This window comes from Bacillus cereus group sp. BfR-BA-01380 (genome assembly GCF_022663535.1).
GTDB classification, from domain to species: Bacteria; Bacillota; Bacilli; order Bacillales; family Bacillaceae_G; genus Bacillus_A; species Bacillus_A cereus_BB.
Map to the genome: position 1 here is coordinate 124,974 of NZ_JAKUFS010000012.1, position 17,523 is coordinate 142,496.

The following is a 17,523-nucleotide window of genomic DNA, read 5'->3' on the forward strand; positions in this document are numbered from 1 at the left end:
AAAAAAGAAAGAGTGAGCATGGAATGAGTATAAATTTGCGAGATATTACAAATGAGAATTGGCTAGAGTGTATATTCTTAACGACAAATAAAGAAGATAAACATTTCGTTTGTGAAGAGTTTGTTGCTTCGAATGCATTATCATTAGCCCAGTCGAAAATTCAAAAAGGTTGGATTACAAAGGCAATATACAGCGATGAAACAATCGTTGGCTTTACAATGTATGGATATTGTGAACAATATCATTTTTTTGAAATATGCAGACTTATGATAGATCATAAACATCAAGGAAAAGGGTATGGGAAAACGGCATTATTACAGGTAATCGAAGAGATGAGAAAAGATGCGAATTGTAATGAAGTTTTTCTATCTTTTGAACCGAACAATTTCGTTGCAAAACAACTGTATGAAAGCATCGGCTTTGAAGATACAAGCAGAATGGTTGAGGGGGAGTATTTGTATAAGTTACCATTAAAAGGGATAAACAGCTCTGTAATGACTGATAATTGCAGAAGAGGGGAATTGTAAACGATAGATAATGACAGAAGGAGTGATACGATGAAATACGTTATTATAGGCGGAGATGCAGCGGGAATGAGTGCAGCCATGCAAATTGTCCGCAATGACCAAGAAGCAAATATAATCACTTTAGAAAAAGGTGAAATCTATTCATATGCGCAGTGCGGTCTTCCTTATGCGATAAGCGGAGTCATTGCTTCTACTGAAAAGCTAATTGCGAGGAGCGTTGATACGTTTCGGAATAAATATCAAATTGATGCGAAAGTGAATCATGAAGTGACACGTGTAGATCCAGCTAGTAAAAAAGTATATGGCATACATACACAAACATCAGAACCATTCGAATTCGAATATGATCGTTTATTGATTGCAACGGGAGTGCGTCCAGTTATGCCGAATTGGAAAGGTAGCGACTTGCAAGGCGTACATCTATTAAAAACGATCCCAGATGCAGAGCGAATTATGGAGACGCTTCAAAATCAAAACGTTGAACATGTTACCATTATTGGCGGCGGGGCAATTGGTATAGAAATGGCGGAAACATTTGTAGAACTAGGGAAAAAAGTACGTATGATTGAACGAAATGATTATGTCGGTACCGTGTTTGATGGAGACATGGCAGCTTATATTCATGAAGAAGCAAAAAAGCATAATATTGAAATTCTGACAAATGAAAATGTGAAATCGTTTCAAGGGAAAGAACAAGTTGAGTTTGTGGAAACAGATAAAGGAATGTATGAAACAGATCTTGTTTTAGTATCAGTGGGAGTGAAACCGAACACTGATTTTCTAGAAGGAACAGAGATCATCAAAAATCCAAAAGGTGCGATCCAAGTTAACGCTTATATGCAAACGAATATAGAAGATATTTATGCGGCAGGAGACTGCGCGACGCAGTACCATATTATAAAAGAAAAACATGATCATATTCCGCTTGGAACAACGGCAAATAAACAAGGAAGAATTGCCGGACTAAACATGGTGAATAAACGAAGAGCGTTTAAAGGAATCGTCGGAACAGCGGTTATGAAATTTATGGACATCACATTAGGACGAACGGGTTTAAATGAAAAAGAAGCAGAGCAATTACAAGTACCGTATGAAATTGTAAAAATAGATTCAACAAACATAGCGGGATATTATCCAAGTAAGAAACCACTTCACTTGAAATTATTGTATCGCAAGGACACAAAGCAATTGTTAGGCGGACAAGTAATTGGTGAGCAGGGCGTAGATAAACGAATAGACGTACTAGCAATGGCACTGTTTCATAAAATGACGATTCATGATTTAGAAGACGTGGACTTAAGTTACTCTCCGCCGTTCAACAGTGTGTGGGATCCGTTGCAGCAAGCAGCGAGAAGGGGAGAATAAGCATCTCTTTTTTCAAGAGATGCTTTATTTCTGATTATAAATAAGATTTTATTCGTTTCATATCTGTAATTAAATACGGATTATCTTTCTTCATATTCTTAACAAGAATCTCTGCTTTTGTGTAGTCCTCTTTCAGCACTTCTAATTCTTGTTGTGTAATTCCGACCAATTGCATAAAGTTCACTCTACCATGAACAGTGTCAATTCCTTCTGCCTCAGTATCATTTACAACTAGTAAAGCAGTAATAGCAGATTCTACGCCAATATGAAGAGACGTTCCATTTCCTGCCACAAATTGCATTGGCTCAAAGAATCTTTTCTGTGTGCACGTATAGCGAGCAAGATTAGATAGCATATCAATTGCCCACATACAATCTTCATTCGTATCCTCTTTCAGTTTTATAGTCATTTCATAACCCCAGCGGCTCCATTCACTACCAAATGCGTCTACATCTGTGTAAAGCTCCGTCATTCCATACGTTAGTAAATGCTTGTAACCATTTGGAGATTGATAAATACTATAACCATCTAAATATTCGTCTCCACCAAAAAAGGCCCGTTTATGAAATGTTGTCCCATAATGTGCAGGTTCCTGATTCGGATAAAGTTTATCAAAAACTTCATCAATTGCTTCCCATCCTGGTGCCCAATCTTCCTGCTCTGATGCCCGTTTTTTATATTCTTCTAAAATCAATTCGTAATACCTCCTTAATCTTGGTAAGTGCGTGCTATTACAATGATAAAATAATAGAATACTAAATTCTACTACTCTTCTTTAGCCTTAGGTTATATTTGCTTCTTACCTTATAGGAAAAACGATTCAACCTTGTTGAATGGGTATGGTCTGCTAAGTATTTTGTCTGAGTTGTCCCTTTTGGGAATCCCCTTCTTCAAAAATCTGTTAGGATTTTAGGTAGGGTAGTTCAATATTCAACTAAACTGCATTGTTAGTTAAAGAACGATTATATGTGGATTATAACATATTTTCCCATGAATCTTAGCCGTCCACCTAAAAAGTGCAGATGTTAATAGTAACCTCGAGAAGTGGCAGAGTATTAGACTTGTTCGGAGGTCATTTGCTACATTTAGGAAGAGGTGAAACGAATGCATAGAATGTTGATAGATAGAGCGAGCGGGAAAACTTGGAGTATTCAAAGAAATGATAGCATACTTATCACTTCGACTGGGGGCAGAAAATCTCGGAAGAAGCAGTTTGATAATGCTGAGCAGGCAGCCAAGCAGATGGAGAAGGAAATTTGGCAGAGATTGAAGAAAGGCATGATCTATCATAATTTGGAGGTATCGGCAGGAGAACCGGTGCTGCAGCTATATTTGGGAAAGGGATATACAGGGTTTCTTCCTTTTGTCCCCATACCTGGAACTAATTCATCGTATGTTGGATATGTTATTGGGCAATTTCAGCGAGAAGAGATTTATTTAATAGACGAATCCGGAGAGAAACAAGTCGTTTTTGAACTTGGAGAAAATCATCTTGTATATGATATGTACTATTGTCCTCATGCGGGTGAATTGGTATTGAATGATTGTCATTCGATAAGAGGATATGAGGTGAAGGGCGGGGAGCTTAAGTCCTATTCGGAACCGCTACATGCTGAATTGACGGTAGGGAATACGCTTTCTTTATCGAGTGATAGAGTGCTTTGGTATAATGATTCCAAGCTTATTGTGTATGATCTTGTAAAGGAAAAGGTTATCTGCCAGATAGCAGTAAATTGCGAGATGTATGGAGGACACAGTACACAGCTATGTGCTGCGCTGTCGCATAGCGGAGATAAGTTCGCTTATTGTACGAATAGTAGGGAAGTAAGAGTATATGATATTGCCTCTGGTCAAGAAGTAGTATTGCCCAAAGCTATCCATGCTATGACAACAAGGATAATCTTCTCCCCGGATGATCATCTTTTGTTTACTCAGGAGCAATACGGGTGTTCGGATTTACTTGTATATGATTGGCAGGCTAAGAAGAAATGCGAGGATTGGCAAATAGGTGAGACTAGGGGTTGTGCGATTCATGCGGAAAAAGGACTGGTAGCTGCTTATGACAGAGGGAAGGTACGACTGTATGACTTTGTAACAAAACGGCATGCAACTACAATCATGATTGAGCACGTGGTGAAATCTTGCAATATAGCATTCACTGAGGACTATTTGGCTGTTTATACAGATTATGGTTGCTTTAGTCTTTATGCGTTGTAGGGGAGAGACTTCACCTTGCCGAAGTTTTTGCGAGGTGAAGCTATGTGCCAAATTCAGCATCTAGCATAGGATTTGTATGAAAACTAGAATGAATTGCTTACGTTAGAATGCCATTTCATTCGTATGCAACTTATTCAACGATAGGCTGTGATTGTAGGGATACCGCCAGCATTTTGAAAAACCCCCACGCTAAGCAAAAAATACAATAAGCTGTCCATATGGACAGCTCATTTACATAATTATCGAATTCGGAAGTTAATAAGTCTTTAATTTAGTCTCTATATCTACATAAACAAGAAATCCACCTACTGTTACATTGTCGTTTGATTCGAAGTCAACAAGATATACTTCTTTACGGTCATAGGGTGTTTTTGCCTATCCCACGAAAAGGGGGATGGGCAAAAACACCCAAAAAGGACTAATTGACTGTAAAAAAGAATAATAAAAAGAAGGTACGTGAAAAGTTTTAAATTTGATGAGAGGTGGAGATTCGTGAAAGTACACGATTGTCCTAATTGTAATACCTATAGTAGAGAATGTATTATTGTCATCCAAAATGCTCCGAACTTTTCGGAAGAGATATTAAAGTGCAGTATTTGTTCCTGGAACGGTAAGTGGTCGGACATGACAGTGCGGGAGGTTATATTGCCAGCGATTCCAGGCGGGATAGAGATCCCTGGTGTCGAACCAATTACTGATTATTATGTACTTCATTCAGATCAAATTAGAATTACTTATACAGGAGGTTGTTGCCCTCATTGTGGTGGAAGTGATCCGTTATGCTGGTGCATGACTTTATAAACGATTATCATGAGCCTCTTACTCGAAGCTGACGATTAGACAGGTGCGGGCGAGAAATTATCCGAAATAATTTAAGCACTATCTAAAAATAAGGTTAATACTGCAATTTTGCGATCCTTATTCTTTTGGAAGTTGGTAAACATTTTTAACATTTTAACACATAGACAACAAATATTTTATTGAACTAACGCATGCTTTATTTAAATAAGAATTCAAAAGGACTGTCTAAATTTGACAGTCCTTTTTGTATCGTTAACATAATAGATTCTCGAAAATAGATTTAGACTCCTATTGTATACTCTATTCATATTCAGTTAACATAACGTAACATTATCGGTAGCAAGGAAAAAGGAGAATCCCATTCTCACAAGGGAACCTCTTTTTATTTTTCTATCGATCTATGCATTTTTTTATACATTCCTATCCTGGCGCGGTTTTAGGTTCTCGTTTGTTACTGGATTAGCCGAAAAACTGTATAAAATCTTGTATGCTCTTAGCGTGGGTTTTTTCCGAAATGCTGGTGGTACCCCAGAAAAGATTAGCTAAAGTATAAAAATACTAACTCGATTGCTTGTTTGTGTAGAAAAGAGCATCGTTATATACGAAGTTCAGGGAAAACAAGTAGTAACGCAAGTATACTACTGACATTCTTGTAAGACAAAAGGGATAAATTCTATTCTTTCTTCACAAAATGACATTTTTATTTCTCAACATGAGACCCATCATTTCTATGATAATATAAAAATTGTAGTTCCCTTAATCACCTTTCCCAAAACATCAATAGGTAGAAGAATACCCCCTCATTTAGCGGGGGTATTTTATAAAATGTATTAAAATTTCACGTACTATATTTGTTGTTTAAATTTGTAACTACTCAACCATACATTTCATTTAGAAATTTGGTAAGGAGTGTGATTCCAGTGAAAATACACTTAACAATAGGAAGTTATTTTCATTTTTCAGCATATAGATTGCTGTTTTTCTTTGTTTTAAAACTTTGCGCGCCCTGACCGCTTCTATGCATAGCCAGTCACTCTATGAAAAAATCATAGAGTGACTGAGTAGTTACGACGTTTCTAGCATTCACGCCGAGAAATCATGAATAATTGCTACCACTTCAATTTTTCCGTTAATCAAAAGCTCAGGAAGTTCATTTGTTATATTACCCTTCCAATATTCTTTCGCTTGTTCAATTTTTTGAGAGAAAGGAGCCCCATCTTCCTTTGGTAAAAGGTTTCCATCGCCTTCAAAAGAATTTCCGATAACTCGAAGTTTAACAATCTGCAAAACATTCCGATTGTAAGAATCAAATAATTCTTTCCATTTCAAAGCATCTTCATAGCTTTTCGCAGCATATAAACAAGACAATCTAGAAGGGTACTCAGGATATTCTTGTAATCTAACCATTTCTACAATCACTTCTCTAATTGCTCGAATAGTTTGGTCTACATACTTAATAGCTACTTCGGTATTTTCTTTATTTAAGTTCAAGCCCTCATTCGTATTATGACCTTGTAAAATCTGAATGAAGTCTTCACCTTTCGAATTCAATTGTTCTCTTTCAAAAAAGAAGCGATATAAGGTGTTGTTTTCGTTCTTGTTAAAGGTGATGATCTGCCCAAGACTCATTTTTTTCCTAGTAACAATATGATAAACATACAATTCATTTTTGTTCATGGTTTGCCTCCCCTTGGTATAATATTGTATACCATATTATACCAAGGGGAGGTGCGAGAAGGAGAAACTTTCTGCTTATGCTCTATTTATATTAGGTTGATATAACACAACATTCTCAAAACTGTCATCTACATTTTCCTTTCATTTGGTAAAGGGAATAACTTATCACTACAGTAATACAAGAAAATAAAATAGCAATGCTAGAAAAAGCGAGTAAGTAAGCATTATACTTCGCTATATTTGCGATCATTGCATGACTATCAAAATGAAAAATACCTCCTATAAGGTTGAAGAGAAATAGGAACAAAAAAATCGTAATTAGTCCATCTAAAGCACCTTGTATGTCAGGTTTACTTAGAGCAATATGCGTAGAAATGCAAATTGCTAGAATCAGAAAGAGCCAGAAATAAGGATTTAATAGATTGCTAATGGTAAAAATGCTTTTCAATAATAGGATTGAAGAGAAAACAGTGTGCCTTATCATATCACTCATAGCGCTACTTGGTTGAATATTTGTTTCAATGCTATTCATAAATACCGAGTATGAGTGGGGGATAAGGCAATACATTAAGCCAACTAATGCTGCAATTCCTGAAAAAATAGGAGCAATACCGATAAAGAAATTACCTATTTTTTGATAGATACTTTTCGGGTTATATTCGTGCTGTACATATCCTAAATACCCATTATTTGTATTCGTGGGAAACCACTGAATACCTACGATTTTATGCCCAAATAAGACGCACATAAAGGCATGCCCAAATTCGTGAATGGGTGTTCCAATCCATGAGGTTAAGAGGAAGCCATTTCTTCCGAAAGCTCTTGTCCAATATGTCCGCGAACGATTTTCTAAATATCCTAATAGAAATCCAACTACAATAATCCATCCTACTAATGAAGCTAATTGAATAAAGGTTGTCATAAGCGTTGTAAAAAAGAAGTTTCCTAATTCCATTTTGTCACCTTATCTATATGTGATTTGATACATAGTAGATTACATGAATTATGTAGCAACAGTCTACTATTATTTTTGTTATGGAAGTAGAAATAAAGAAAACCCTCTTGCACATGCAAGAGGGTTCTTCGATTGATATAAGAATCAACCTTCTAATAATAATGATTTTGGATCTTCAAGCATTTCTTTAACTGCAACAAGGAAGCTAACAGCCTCTTTTCCATCTACGATACGGTGGTCGTAAGATAGAGCAAGGTACATCATTGGACGATTTTCCATGCGTTCTGCATCAATCGCAACTGGGCGTACTTGGATTTTATGCATACCAAGGATACCTACTTGTGGGCTGTTTAGGATTGGTGTTGACATAAGAGAGCCGAACACGCCACCGTTTGTAATTGTAAATGTACCACCTTGTAGTTCTTTTAATGTAAGTTTGTTATCACGTGCTTTTTTACCAAGATTACGAATTTCGCTTTCGATTTCAGCGAAGTTCATTTGGTTTGCATCACGTACAACAGGAACAACTAATCCATCTGGAGCTGCTACAGCGATTCCAATATCATAGAATTTCTTGATGATAAGCTCATCACCTTGAATTTCAGCATTTAATAATGGGAATTGTTTTAATGCTGCTACAACTGCTTTTGTGAAGAATGACATGAAGCCAAGACGAACATCATGTTTCTTTTCGAACGCATCTTTACGCTCTTTACGTAATTCCATGATAGCTGTCATATCAACTTCGTTAAATGTTGTTAACATTGCAGACGTTTGCTGAACTTCTACAAGACGATTTGCAATTGTTTGACGGCGACGGGACATTTTTACGCGCTCAACTGGTTTTTCAAACTCAGTTTTTGCAGCTGGTTTTGGACTTTGTTTTTCTTGTTTTGGCTCTGTTTTTGGCGCAGTAGCATGCGCTTGAACATCATGCGGTCTAACGCGGCCAAGTGGATCAGTGCTGCGTACTTCATTTAAGTCGATTCCTAATTCACGTGCCATTTTTCTAGCAGCAGGTGATGCGATCGGACGATCTGTATTTGGAAGGCCTTGTAAAGGTGCTGGATTTGACGCTGCACTTGGAGCCTCAGCTTTTGGTGCTTCCGTAACTTCTTGTTTTGGTTCTGCTGGAGCAGGTGTACTTACTGCTGCCGCTGCATTTGCATCTAAAACTGCGATAACATCGCCGATTTCAACTGTATCCCCAGGTTCTCCTAGTAATTTTGATACAATACCTGAATCTTCTGCAATGATTTCTACATTGACTTTATCTGTTTCTAGCTCAACAACGCTTGCGCCTTTCTCAACTTTGTCACCTACGTTGATAAGCCATTGTGAAATAGTTCCTTCTGTAATAGATTCTGCAAGCTCAGGTACTTTAATTTCGATCATTTTAAATGTCCTCCCCTATTTTGCTTAACAATTGATTTGATATGGTTGTATAAATAATCTTCTCTAACCGTGAATGGGGGAGACCCCATTCACAGGAAGTTAACAGTATTACTTATTGTGAACAAATTCTTGTTCTTGTTGTAACTGGAAATTGATATTAAGAGTTTGATTAATAATCAATTCTTGTTCTTTTCTATGAACATGAGGATCGCCGCCTGATGGGCTTGAACGGTCCGGACGTCCAATATAGTTCGCTTTCAATTTGCCAGAAGCAAGTTCGAATAGAATTGGTGCAACATAATGCCATGCGCCCATATTTCTTGGTTCTTCCTGTACCCATACGATTTCTTCCAAGTTTTCAAAACGCTCAGCGATTGCTTGGATTTTCTCAGTAGGGAATGGGTATAACTGTTCAACACGAGCGATATGCACTTCATCTAGCGTATGTTCTTGCTTGTTCGATTCAACATCTACTGCTAAATCGATTGCCATCTTACCTGTAGTTAATACAAGACGTTTCACTTTACTTGTTTCTGTTCCAAGGTTCGGCTCTTCTACAACTGTTTGGAAGCTACCTTCACTTAACGCAGAAGCAGGTGAAGATGTAAGTGGATGACGTAACAAGCTCTTTGGCGTCATAATTACTAACGGTCTTACAAAATCAGTTCCAAGACTTGCTGCTTGGCGGCGCAGGATATGGAAATATTGCGCTGCACTTGTTAAGTTTGCAACTGTCCAGTTATTCTCTGCAGCAAGCTGTAAGAAACGTTCTGGACGAGCGCTGGAATGCTCTGGACCTTGCCCTTCATAACCGTGAGGAAGAAGGAGAACAAGTCCGGATTTTTGACCCCATTTTGCTCTTCCTGCTGAAACGAATTGGTCAAACAATGCTTGCGCTGTATTCGAGAAGTCTCCGTATTGTGCTTCCCACATTGTCAATGTTTCAGGAGAGAATACGTTATAACCATACTCAAATCCTACAACAGCAGCTTCAGAAAGCGGACTATTATGAACCGCGAAGGAAGCGCGCGCTTGTGGCAAGCGATGCATTGGCGAATACGTTTCGTTCGTTTCTGTATCATGTAATACAATGTGGCGCTGTGCGAATGTACCGCGCTCTGAATCCTGTCCTGTCAGACGAATTGGCGTACCGTCTTGTAAAATCGAAGCAAACGCTAACGCTTCGGCATTTGCCCATTCTAGCTTCCCGCCATCTTTAAATGCGCTCTCGCGACGTTCAAGGATTTTCTTTAATTTTGGATATACGTTAAAACCTTCCGGCCATTTAAGAAGACTCGTATTTAATTCTTGAAGTGTTTCTAATGGAACACCTGTCATCATTTTTGGAATTCCATTTGCAACTACTTCTGGAACTTCAACATTAGCAGATACTTCTTTTTTAGCTGAAGAAACTTGATTATATTCAGCTTTCAAATGCTCTTGTATAAATTGCGTAATTGTTTCTACTTCGTCAGCATTTAAAATGCCTTTCGCTTGTAACTCTTCAGCATATAAAGCTCTTACAGTAGGATGCTTGCTAACCTTTTTGTATACTTTCGGTTGTGTAACTGCTGGATCATCCATTTCGTTATGACCATAGCGGCGATATCCGATTAAGTCAATTAGGAAATCCTTTTTGAACAGCGTGCGGTATTGGAAAGCAAGAGTAGCTGCAATTAGACAAGCTTCAGGGTCATCAGCATTTACGTGCACAATCGGAATATCAAAGCCTTTCGCAAGGTCACTTGAATATCTTGTAGAGCGAGAATCATAACTATCAGTTGTGAATCCGACTGCGTTATTAGCGATAACATGAATCGTTCCGCCTGTTTGATAACCTTTCAGTCTGCTTAAGTTCAGCGTCTCAGGTACGATACCTTGACCAGGGAACGCAGCATCACCGTGTACTAAAATTGCGAAAGATTTAGAAACATCTTGCGTTGGATAACCTGCTTGTTCGCGATTTTCCTGAGCAGCACGTGCAAATCCTTCTACAACTGGATCGACAAATTCAAGGTGACTTGGGTTATTTGCTAAAGTAACTCGTGTAAGAGCTTCTTCAGATCCAACCAATTGCTCTTTACCTAAGTGATACTTCACATCGCCAGTCCAGCCGATATTGTTCTTATCAGTGCCCTGCATTGGTGCTGAATGTTTAAATTCAGTAAACATGTGACTGTATGGTTTTTCTAATGTGTGAGCAAGTACGCTAAGACGTCCGCGGTGAGCCATACCAATCATAATATCTTTCACGCCGCCCTTAGCGCCTTCAGAAATCATTTCATCAAGCATAGGAACTAGCATATCAACGCCTTCGATAGAAAAGCGTTTTTGACCAACAAATGTCTTATGCAAAAATTGCTCGAAACCTTCGACCGCTGTCAATCGTTTTAAAACAGCGATTCGTTTCTCGCTTGATAGTGGATGATACAAGGAAGTTGATTCCACCATTTGTTGCAGCCATGCACGCTCTTCACTATCATGAACATGAGCGAACTCATAAGCTAAAGATTTTGAATAAACATCTTTTAATCTATTAACAGCATCAAACGCAGTTTGAATATCCGCAGGTGCATCTGCCCAAACCATTTTAGCTGAAATCGCTTTCAAATCATTCTCGCCTAGCCCCTCTAAAGAAAACTGCCCATCCACTTTTTCTTCTAGCGGATTAATATGTGCAGAAAGGTGACCATATGAACGGATATTTTCTAAAACCTTTGCAGCTTTTAGAACTTTTTCTATATCTGTATTGTTTGGAGAAGAAAAATGAGAGCTGCTAGTAGTCCCCTTTGTAAAATCTGCATGAAAAGGAGGAGCACCCCATCTTGCGAAAAGCTCTTCTAACTCTGGATCAACAGAACCTTCCCCGGCTACATAACAATCGTACTGTTCAATGACATAGCCAAGGTTTGGACCATGAAACTTAGCCCAAGGGCTGTTTGTATTTGTATTCTTCGTCGTCATTTGACAAAACCTCCTACTCGTTAGAACCAGTAACGAGTGCAATTCATTTTATATTCTTATGTTATTACGATAATTTACATAATACAAAACGTTATTACTTATCTGTTTTGTAAAAAAACGTTCACAATTTCTTATCACCCAGAAATTTGCCCTGATTACCAAATAAAACTTGTACAAAAAAACGCTAAATATATTATGGTAAATCTAACCTAGGGATAAAATGGAAATAAAATTACCGCGCGGATAATGTATATAAAATTGTGAATTTTTAAGCGAAAACGTTTTAAATTATGTATATCACAATAATAAACGCTTTCAAAAATATTATACAACAATATAACAAAGTATAATAGGAAAAAAGGTAAAATTGTGAATTTAATGTCAATTGTGTTTATTTAAGAGAGAAAATTCTAGAGTAGAAGGGGCAACTTTCTTGCGATGTAAAATATAGCAGAGTAGCTCTTACTATATTTTATATATTCTTGTTGTAAATGGATTGATACTATTTTATATAGAAACTTTCTTAATAGATAGTTTGATAGCCTCTTTGTTATATAGAGATAAAAATTTATGTCGTTATTGTGTTCCTTGCACTTACGTGATTTGGTTGGTCATTAAGGAAAAAGTAATTTGAGAAAAAATAATAAATATTAATAATAGGGAAAATAAGTTTATTTATGGTATTATTTGTATGGTGAAGCGAATTTAGGGAGAAGTTTATTATGATTCAACAAGTATTTGGACTATTTTAGAGAAAGATTTTCTGTTGGGGAAACAACTCCATTACAGGAAAAAGCATCAAAATTTGGTCTGCTTTTTATCTCGGTAGTTGCTCCAATAATCGGTATGTCCTTAAATAGTACAGGTGATTACAGACTCATTTGGTTACTTATTTTATTGGCAGTAGGTATTCATTTTATACCATTTACATTAGTTCATGGGAAATTAACACTATTACTGGCAATATTAACAATCCTTAATGCATGTGGTGGTCTATATTTAAGTGATACATCATTTATGATATTTGGAATGATTGATGCATTAATCAAATTATGTATAGGAATTGCCCTATTAATAATAAGTCCAAAACGTTAGTAATTAGCCATGTAAAGGACGGGGGGAAATACCCGTCTTTTTTATATTTGTAACAAAGCTCCCAACTCTTGTAATAGAAAGAATCGTATTTTTAAGATGTAATATTTTATGATAGTTTGAGTAAATAGTTGTGTAAATTAATAGAAGATAATAAAAAGGAAAAATATTATAGAAGGCGATGATTAGAAAATAATACTAAAGAAATTTATCAATACAATTTTTGCAGAAAGATTTGTGATTTTTATTGAGTAGCGAACATATTTTTTTAGTAATGTTTTGGCTAATAGGAAAGTAGAACACATTTATCCCACTATCCGTGGGCGGTAAGAACCCCGTTTCTACTGGCGTGACTTTTAAAGGAGGAATGCGAATTGAATACGTTTCAAAAAGGGTTAAGTAGCTTAAATAAAGAAGTAGAAATTGGAAGCTTACCAATTCAAGGACAGATTCCTATATGGCTGTCTGGTAGTCTGTTTCGAAATGGTCCTGCCCATTTTACGGGAGGGCACTGGTTTGATGGATTAGCAATGATCCATAAGTTTTCGTTTCGCCGCGGAAATGTGTCATATACAAATCGCTTCCTACGAACCGAAGCATATCATCATGTAATGGAAGCCGGGCAACAATTGGCTGGCTTTGGATCAGCTGGAACCACAGGAGGCAAAAATAATACTAACGTTAATATTATGAAAATGGACCATCATTTTCTGGCTTTAACGGAATCGCCTGGGATGGTCGAATTTGATCCACTAACTTTAAACACTGTAGGTGTTTATCAATTCCAAGATCATATTCCAGCTCATATGACTACAGCTCATCCTCATTTAGATCCTCATAGTGGTCAACTCATCAATTTCACCATTCAATTTGGAAAAACAACGGTCTACCATATTTACACGATCGATCCTGTATCAACGCGCCGTCGATTAATTGGAAGTATTGAAACGGATCGACCAGGCTATATGCACAGTTTTGCGATTACGAATCATTATATCATTTTGTTGGAATTTCCTTTGATCATTCAGCCTATGTTGTTAATGACGGGTAAAAATTTCACAGACAGCTTAACTTGGAAGCCAGAACAGGGTTTACGTTTTCTAGTTATCAATAAAGCGGACGGAAAGTTACATCGCATAGTGGAAAGTCAAGCGGGTTTTGGGTTTCACGTAATCAATGCGTTTGAGAACGGTAAGGATGTTATTATTGATGCGTGTATTTCAAAAGAAGCTTCAGCTGTTGCGAACCTTTCCATTGATCAGCTTACGAGCGATTCCCAAATAGGATCTCATCCTCAATTTAAGCGCTATATTTTGGAGGAAGGCCGCTCTTTCGCGGTGGAAGAGATTTTATCATCAGAAAGTATTGAACTGCCATCAATTCACTATCAAGGGTACAACGGGCAAAATTATCGATACGCTTATGGTGTAAGCACAAGTCTTATTCGTCCGGAGAATATGGATAATCAGTTGATTAAAATTGATACCCATACAGGGAAGAGTAAGATTTGGTCTCAAGAAGATTGCTATCCTGGTGAACCGGTATTTGTGGCTACACCTAACGGCACTAAGGAGGATGAGGGGGTTTTACTATCAGTGGTTCTTAGCGGAATTCAAGGATGTTCATTTTTATTGGTTTTAGATGCCAAAACCATGGATGAAATCGGAAGAGCAGAGGTTCCTCATCATATTCCCTTTGGATTTCATGGGATATATACAGAGGAGGGGATGTAACATGGAACGAAAACAAATTGTACGTGGAATTATCCTTTCTTTACTTATTAATGCGGTATTGCCCATTTTAGTTTACGAGCTGTTACTAGGACATGTGCCCGGCATCATGGCGCTCATAATTGCCACAATGATTCCTTTAGTAGAAACTATAATCTATTTCCTGAAGTATAGAAAATGGGATGTATTTGCAGTGTTTATGTTAGTTGGATTTATTCTTTCAATTATTGCTGCTTTCCTTGGCGGAGACGAAAGACTTATTTTGGTTCGGGAATCCTTTGTCACAGGAGTTATGGGATTCATTTTCCTTGGCTCTCTTATCACCCGAAGACCGCTAATTTATTATTTCGCCTTACGATTTACTGTCGGGAAAACACAAAAAGAACAGGCGTCCTTTGCTGATAAGTGGAACAACGCTAACTTTCGTAAAGTGTTACGAATCATGACAGCGGGGTGGGGAATTACCTTATTAGGCGAGGCATTGCTGAAAGTAGTGCTTGTTTATAATCTTTCAGTATCTACATTTTTAGCAATTTCTAGTTTGATTACGTATGGATTCATCGGACTTGCAATCATTTGGACCGTTCTGTATCGTAGAAGATCACGTCAAAAAATAGATTCAACAAAAAGGGTATAACAGGATAAGCGTCTTATCGAGTTGGTTTGCGAACAACAAGAGACAAAATGATTAATGGCTGCAGTTGAAGAAACGAAATCATGGTGGAATCGGTTATTCAGCCGTTTATAACGAAAAGAGCACCCGAAGATAGGGCTCGTGAAGTTGAAAGTTTAAATAAGGATTCTGAATCTGGTGAAGTAGACAAAAAAGATTCATTTCTAGGTATGACTGGTTTCAATTGGATGGCTTAGTGTGGCTATAGACTCATATACGGATACAAGTGAGAATATCAAAAATAATGAATCAAGTGATAAAATCGCAGGAGATATGATTGGTAATGTTGTTGTAGGAGGAGCAGTAACTGTAGGGGCAACAGCTCTTACAGTTATGGCCCTTCCAGCAGCACCAGTTCTGGCAGTTGCGGCAGCTGGATTTGCTATTTCAGTAGGATTAACATGTTTCACAGAAGGTGTGAAATGGGATGTTGATTTAGATGGTGATGGTGAAGATGATAGTATTAAGGATATGGTGAAAACGGATGCGAAAAATGCTTGGTTAACAGTAGCGGGGTGGTTTAATTAACATGAAAAAAAGTATAGATTTTAATAAGAAAGCCTTTGCACATTATATGGCTATTTATCCTGTAAATGAAATAAGATTCCACGTAATTGTCCTTGTTCTTGTGGGGGCAGACATGCTTGTTCTTTTGCCTGCTCTTGCGAATTCTTTTCGATTACTATATGTATATGTAGTAGCTCCTCCGATTATCTTTTTGAATCTGTGGGCGATATGGATTGCTATCAATCCTCGGAAACGACAATTACAATACACGCTATTTCGAGGAGTATATGGCATCATATGTTCAGTCGGTTTATTGGTTATAACTCAAAAATTTGCATATGAAGTGTTGCAATTACAAACGCCAATCTATTTTATTTTTTCAGTTGGTTTGTATGGTTTTGCTTTGTATCATTTTTATAAAAATCATATTAAAAAACTTCAGGAACCAAGAAAGAAATCAAATGTATGGAAAAAAGAGACTGGTAGTGTAAAAGTAGCAGTTTTTGTAGTAGGATTGGGGCAGTTAGTTGCTAATATAATTCTTAGCATCGCAACACAACAGATGGGGGCAATTGTATTTATGTGTGCATGCACAGGGTTTTCATTTGCTTTGTTTTATATGATTATGGATCTCCATAGGTATTATTATTTACGGAAGCATATAGAAAGTGGTGGGAAGACACGTAGAGCCTTTTAAGGAGGGTTTGTTGAAAGCGCATTCCTCTTATAGTCGATTAAAGACTAGAAAAAATAGAAGGGAAAGTTAATCTCATGATTATAGAATTACATTTAGATAGCAGAGAGGTCTTCTTTCTATTTCGACTGATAGGGATGGAAGAAGTTAAAGGATTTGAAAATCCATATAAAGGCTATACATTAGAGGAAATAGATCAAGAATGTGAGGAAGTGAGAACAACTCTTCTAGAAGATGGAGTATTGGAAGAAATAGATGGTAAGCTCATCATTGAACCAAATATATCGTATTTTTTAGAGGTTTGTAAATGCAATGATGCCGTTGTTAAACTTAAAATACAAGGTAAGGAACAGGATGTAGATTTATATTATTATATTTCATTAGAGGAACCCGCATTTATGACCCTTAAAGAAGAAAGAAATTTTGCTTCAAAAACTACATATATTTTCACGCTAATAGAAGGATTGAATGAGTATATTAATACGATTGGAAGCTGGTTAGAAGATGCAGAAGAGCAGTTTATAAATATGAATGCTCGCATTCAAGTAGCGACATATGACCAATTGACTAAGTTGTCTTCCAGCGTTCCGGTTGGAAGTCTAGAACAATTTTTAATAGAAAAAGAGGAAGTAACAAAGGAATTTGTAGGATTACTTAATTGAATATGTTCTAGAAACAGGGAAAGGAACCTATGCAGGTTCCTTTTTCGATATGTTAATGATATTCATCTGCATTTTGGAATTGAGTAGTGGTTTATCCCGCATTAACGGGCAGTAATACTCCCGCCTCAAAATTCAGCGGAAGCATTGTCCAGTTCCAGTGGCTAGAATGTTCGGTGGCTTCGCTTCTTCCTAAGAGGTAAAAAACACCTCTACGTCAGAAGCTCCATCCCCCTCACATTCTGAACGAGCCACTTCCGCTTTTCT

At 37.3% G+C, this 17,523-nt stretch carries 16 protein-coding genes; 11 read left to right on the plus strand and 5 right to left on the minus strand.

Features of this window, described 5'->3' with window-relative positions:
- Positions 1-23 precede the first annotated feature (23 nt).
- Together MR076_RS13280 and MR076_RS13285 are read left to right on the plus strand one after the other, a co-directional pair.
- Complete coding sequence (locus MR076_RS13280; RefSeq protein WP_090995671.1) at positions 24-527, plus strand: GNAT family N-acetyltransferase; 504 nt, start codon at positions 24-26, stop codon at positions 525-527.
- A gap of 30 nt (positions 528-557) precedes the next feature.
- Positions 558-1,892, plus strand: coding sequence for a CoA-disulfide reductase (locus tag MR076_RS13285; RefSeq protein ID WP_242221259.1), 1,335 nt, complete (start codon positions 558-560; stop codon positions 1,890-1,892).
- A gap of 34 nt (positions 1,893-1,926) precedes the next feature.
- On the opposite strand, the gene MR076_RS13290 is transcribed toward MR076_RS13285, so the two are convergent.
- Positions 1,927-2,586, minus strand: coding sequence for a suppressor of fused domain protein (locus MR076_RS13290; RefSeq protein WP_242221261.1), 660 nt, complete (start codon positions 2,584-2,586; stop codon positions 1,927-1,929).
- Between the two features lie 410 nt (positions 2,587-2,996).
- Between MR076_RS13290 and MR076_RS13295 the strand changes: the two genes are divergently transcribed.
- Together MR076_RS13295 and MR076_RS13300 are read left to right on the plus strand one after the other, a co-directional pair.
- The gene (locus MR076_RS13295) at positions 2,997-4,109 is read left to right on the plus strand and encodes a hypothetical protein (RefSeq protein ID WP_242221264.1); all 1,113 of its coding nucleotides are present in this window, start codon (positions 2,997-2,999) and stop codon (positions 4,107-4,109) included.
- A 624-nt stretch (positions 4,110-4,733) separates the two neighbouring features.
- The gene (locus MR076_RS13300; RefSeq protein ID WP_156107953.1) at positions 4,734-4,910 is read left to right on the plus strand and encodes a hypothetical protein; all 177 of its coding nucleotides are present in this window, start codon (positions 4,734-4,736) and stop codon (positions 4,908-4,910) included.
- A 1,083-nt stretch (positions 4,911-5,993) separates the two neighbouring features.
- On the opposite strand, the gene MR076_RS13305 is transcribed toward MR076_RS13300, so the two are convergent.
- The 4 genes from MR076_RS13305 to MR076_RS13320 all read right to left on the minus strand — a co-directional run bounded on the left by MR076_RS13305 (position 5,994) and on the right by MR076_RS13320 (position 11,901).
- Positions 5,994-6,587: a DUF2441 domain-containing protein gene (locus MR076_RS13305; RefSeq protein ID WP_242221266.1), complete on the minus strand. Its 594-nt coding sequence runs from the start codon at positions 6,585-6,587 to the stop codon at positions 5,994-5,996.
- A gap of 124 nt (positions 6,588-6,711) precedes the next feature.
- Positions 6,712-7,542, minus strand: a complete 831-nt coding sequence (locus MR076_RS13310; RefSeq protein ID WP_242221268.1) for a hypothetical protein — start codon at positions 7,540-7,542, stop codon at positions 6,712-6,714.
- A gap of 144 nt (positions 7,543-7,686) precedes the next feature.
- A complete protein-coding gene (odhB, locus tag MR076_RS13315; RefSeq protein ID WP_242221270.1) occupies positions 7,687-8,937 on the minus strand; it encodes a 2-oxoglutarate dehydrogenase complex dihydrolipoyllysine-residue succinyltransferase in 1,251 nt (416 codons plus the stop codon).
- 108 nt (positions 8,938-9,045) lie between these two features.
- The gene (locus MR076_RS13320) at positions 9,046-11,901 is read right to left on the minus strand and encodes a 2-oxoglutarate dehydrogenase E1 component (RefSeq protein WP_242221272.1); all 2,856 of its coding nucleotides are present in this window, start codon (positions 11,899-11,901) and stop codon (positions 9,046-9,048) included.
- Positions 11,902-12,639: 738 nt separating this feature from the next.
- Here MR076_RS13320 and MR076_RS13325 point away from each other — a divergent pair.
- From MR076_RS13325 to MR076_RS13355, 7 genes are all read left to right on the plus strand, one after another.
- Positions 12,640-12,996, plus strand: coding sequence for a DUF6609 family protein (locus tag MR076_RS13325; protein ID WP_313897334.1), 357 nt, complete (start codon positions 12,640-12,642; stop codon positions 12,994-12,996).
- A 371-nt stretch (positions 12,997-13,367) separates the two neighbouring features.
- On the plus strand, positions 13,368-14,726 hold the full coding sequence (locus MR076_RS13330; RefSeq protein WP_242221276.1) for a carotenoid oxygenase family protein: 1,359 nt from the start codon (positions 13,368-13,370) through the stop codon (positions 14,724-14,726).
- A gap of 1 nt (position 14,727) precedes the next feature.
- Positions 14,728-15,360: a VC0807 family protein gene (locus tag MR076_RS13335; RefSeq protein WP_242221277.1), complete on the plus strand. Its 633-nt coding sequence runs from the start codon at positions 14,728-14,730 to the stop codon at positions 15,358-15,360.
- Positions 15,361-15,440: 80 nt separating this feature from the next.
- Positions 15,441-15,593, plus strand: coding sequence for a hypothetical protein (locus MR076_RS13340; RefSeq protein WP_242221280.1), 153 nt, complete (start codon positions 15,441-15,443; stop codon positions 15,591-15,593).
- 1 nt (position 15,594) lies between these two features.
- Complete coding sequence (locus MR076_RS13345) at positions 15,595-15,924, plus strand: hypothetical protein (protein ID WP_242221281.1); 330 nt, start codon at positions 15,595-15,597, stop codon at positions 15,922-15,924.
- 1 nt (position 15,925) lies between these two features.
- Complete coding sequence (locus tag MR076_RS13350; RefSeq protein ID WP_242221283.1) at positions 15,926-16,600, plus strand: hypothetical protein; 675 nt, start codon at positions 15,926-15,928, stop codon at positions 16,598-16,600.
- Between the two features lie 74 nt (positions 16,601-16,674).
- A complete protein-coding gene (locus MR076_RS13355) occupies positions 16,675-17,259 on the plus strand; it encodes a hypothetical protein (protein ID WP_242221285.1) in 585 nt (194 codons plus the stop codon).
- Positions 17,260-17,523: the final 264 nt, after the last annotated feature.

What these genes read in the sequence shown, in the direction of transcription:
- MR076_RS13280 (WP_090995671.1), top strand. Translation starts at nt 24, where the DNA reads ATGAGTATAAATTTGCGAGATATTACAAATGAGAATTGGCTAGAGTGT.
- MR076_RS13350 (WP_242221283.1), top strand. Translation starts at nt 15,926, where the DNA reads ATGAAAAAAAGTATAGATTTTAATAAGAAAGCCTTTGCACATTATATG.
- MR076_RS13355 (WP_242221285.1), top strand. Translation starts at nt 16,675, where the DNA reads ATGATTATAGAATTACATTTAGATAGCAGAGAGGTCTTCTTTCTATTT.
- MR076_RS13310 (WP_242221268.1), bottom strand. Translation starts at nt 7,542, where the DNA reads ATGGAATTAGGAAACTTCTTTTTTACAACGCTTATGACAACCTTTATT.
- MR076_RS13320 (WP_242221272.1), bottom strand. Translation starts at nt 11,901, where the DNA reads ATGACGACGAAGAATACAAATACAAACAGCCCTTGGGCTAAGTTTCAT.
- MR076_RS13305 (WP_242221266.1), bottom strand. Translation starts at nt 6,587, where the DNA reads ATGAACAAAAATGAATTGTATGTTTATCATATTGTTACTAGGAAAAAA.
- MR076_RS13285 (WP_242221259.1), top strand. Translation starts at nt 558, where the DNA reads ATGAAATACGTTATTATAGGCGGAGATGCAGCGGGAATGAGTGCAGCC.
- MR076_RS13335 (WP_242221277.1), top strand. Translation starts at nt 14,728, where the DNA reads ATGGAACGAAAACAAATTGTACGTGGAATTATCCTTTCTTTACTTATT.
- MR076_RS13340 (WP_242221280.1), top strand. Translation starts at nt 15,441, where the DNA reads ATGGTGGAATCGGTTATTCAGCCGTTTATAACGAAAAGAGCACCCGAA.
- MR076_RS13300 (WP_156107953.1), top strand. Translation starts at nt 4,734, where the DNA reads ATGACAGTGCGGGAGGTTATATTGCCAGCGATTCCAGGCGGGATAGAG.
- MR076_RS13295 (WP_242221264.1), top strand. Translation starts at nt 2,997, where the DNA reads ATGCATAGAATGTTGATAGATAGAGCGAGCGGGAAAACTTGGAGTATT.
- odhB (WP_242221270.1), bottom strand. Translation starts at nt 8,937, where the DNA reads ATGATCGAAATTAAAGTACCTGAGCTTGCAGAATCTATTACAGAAGGA.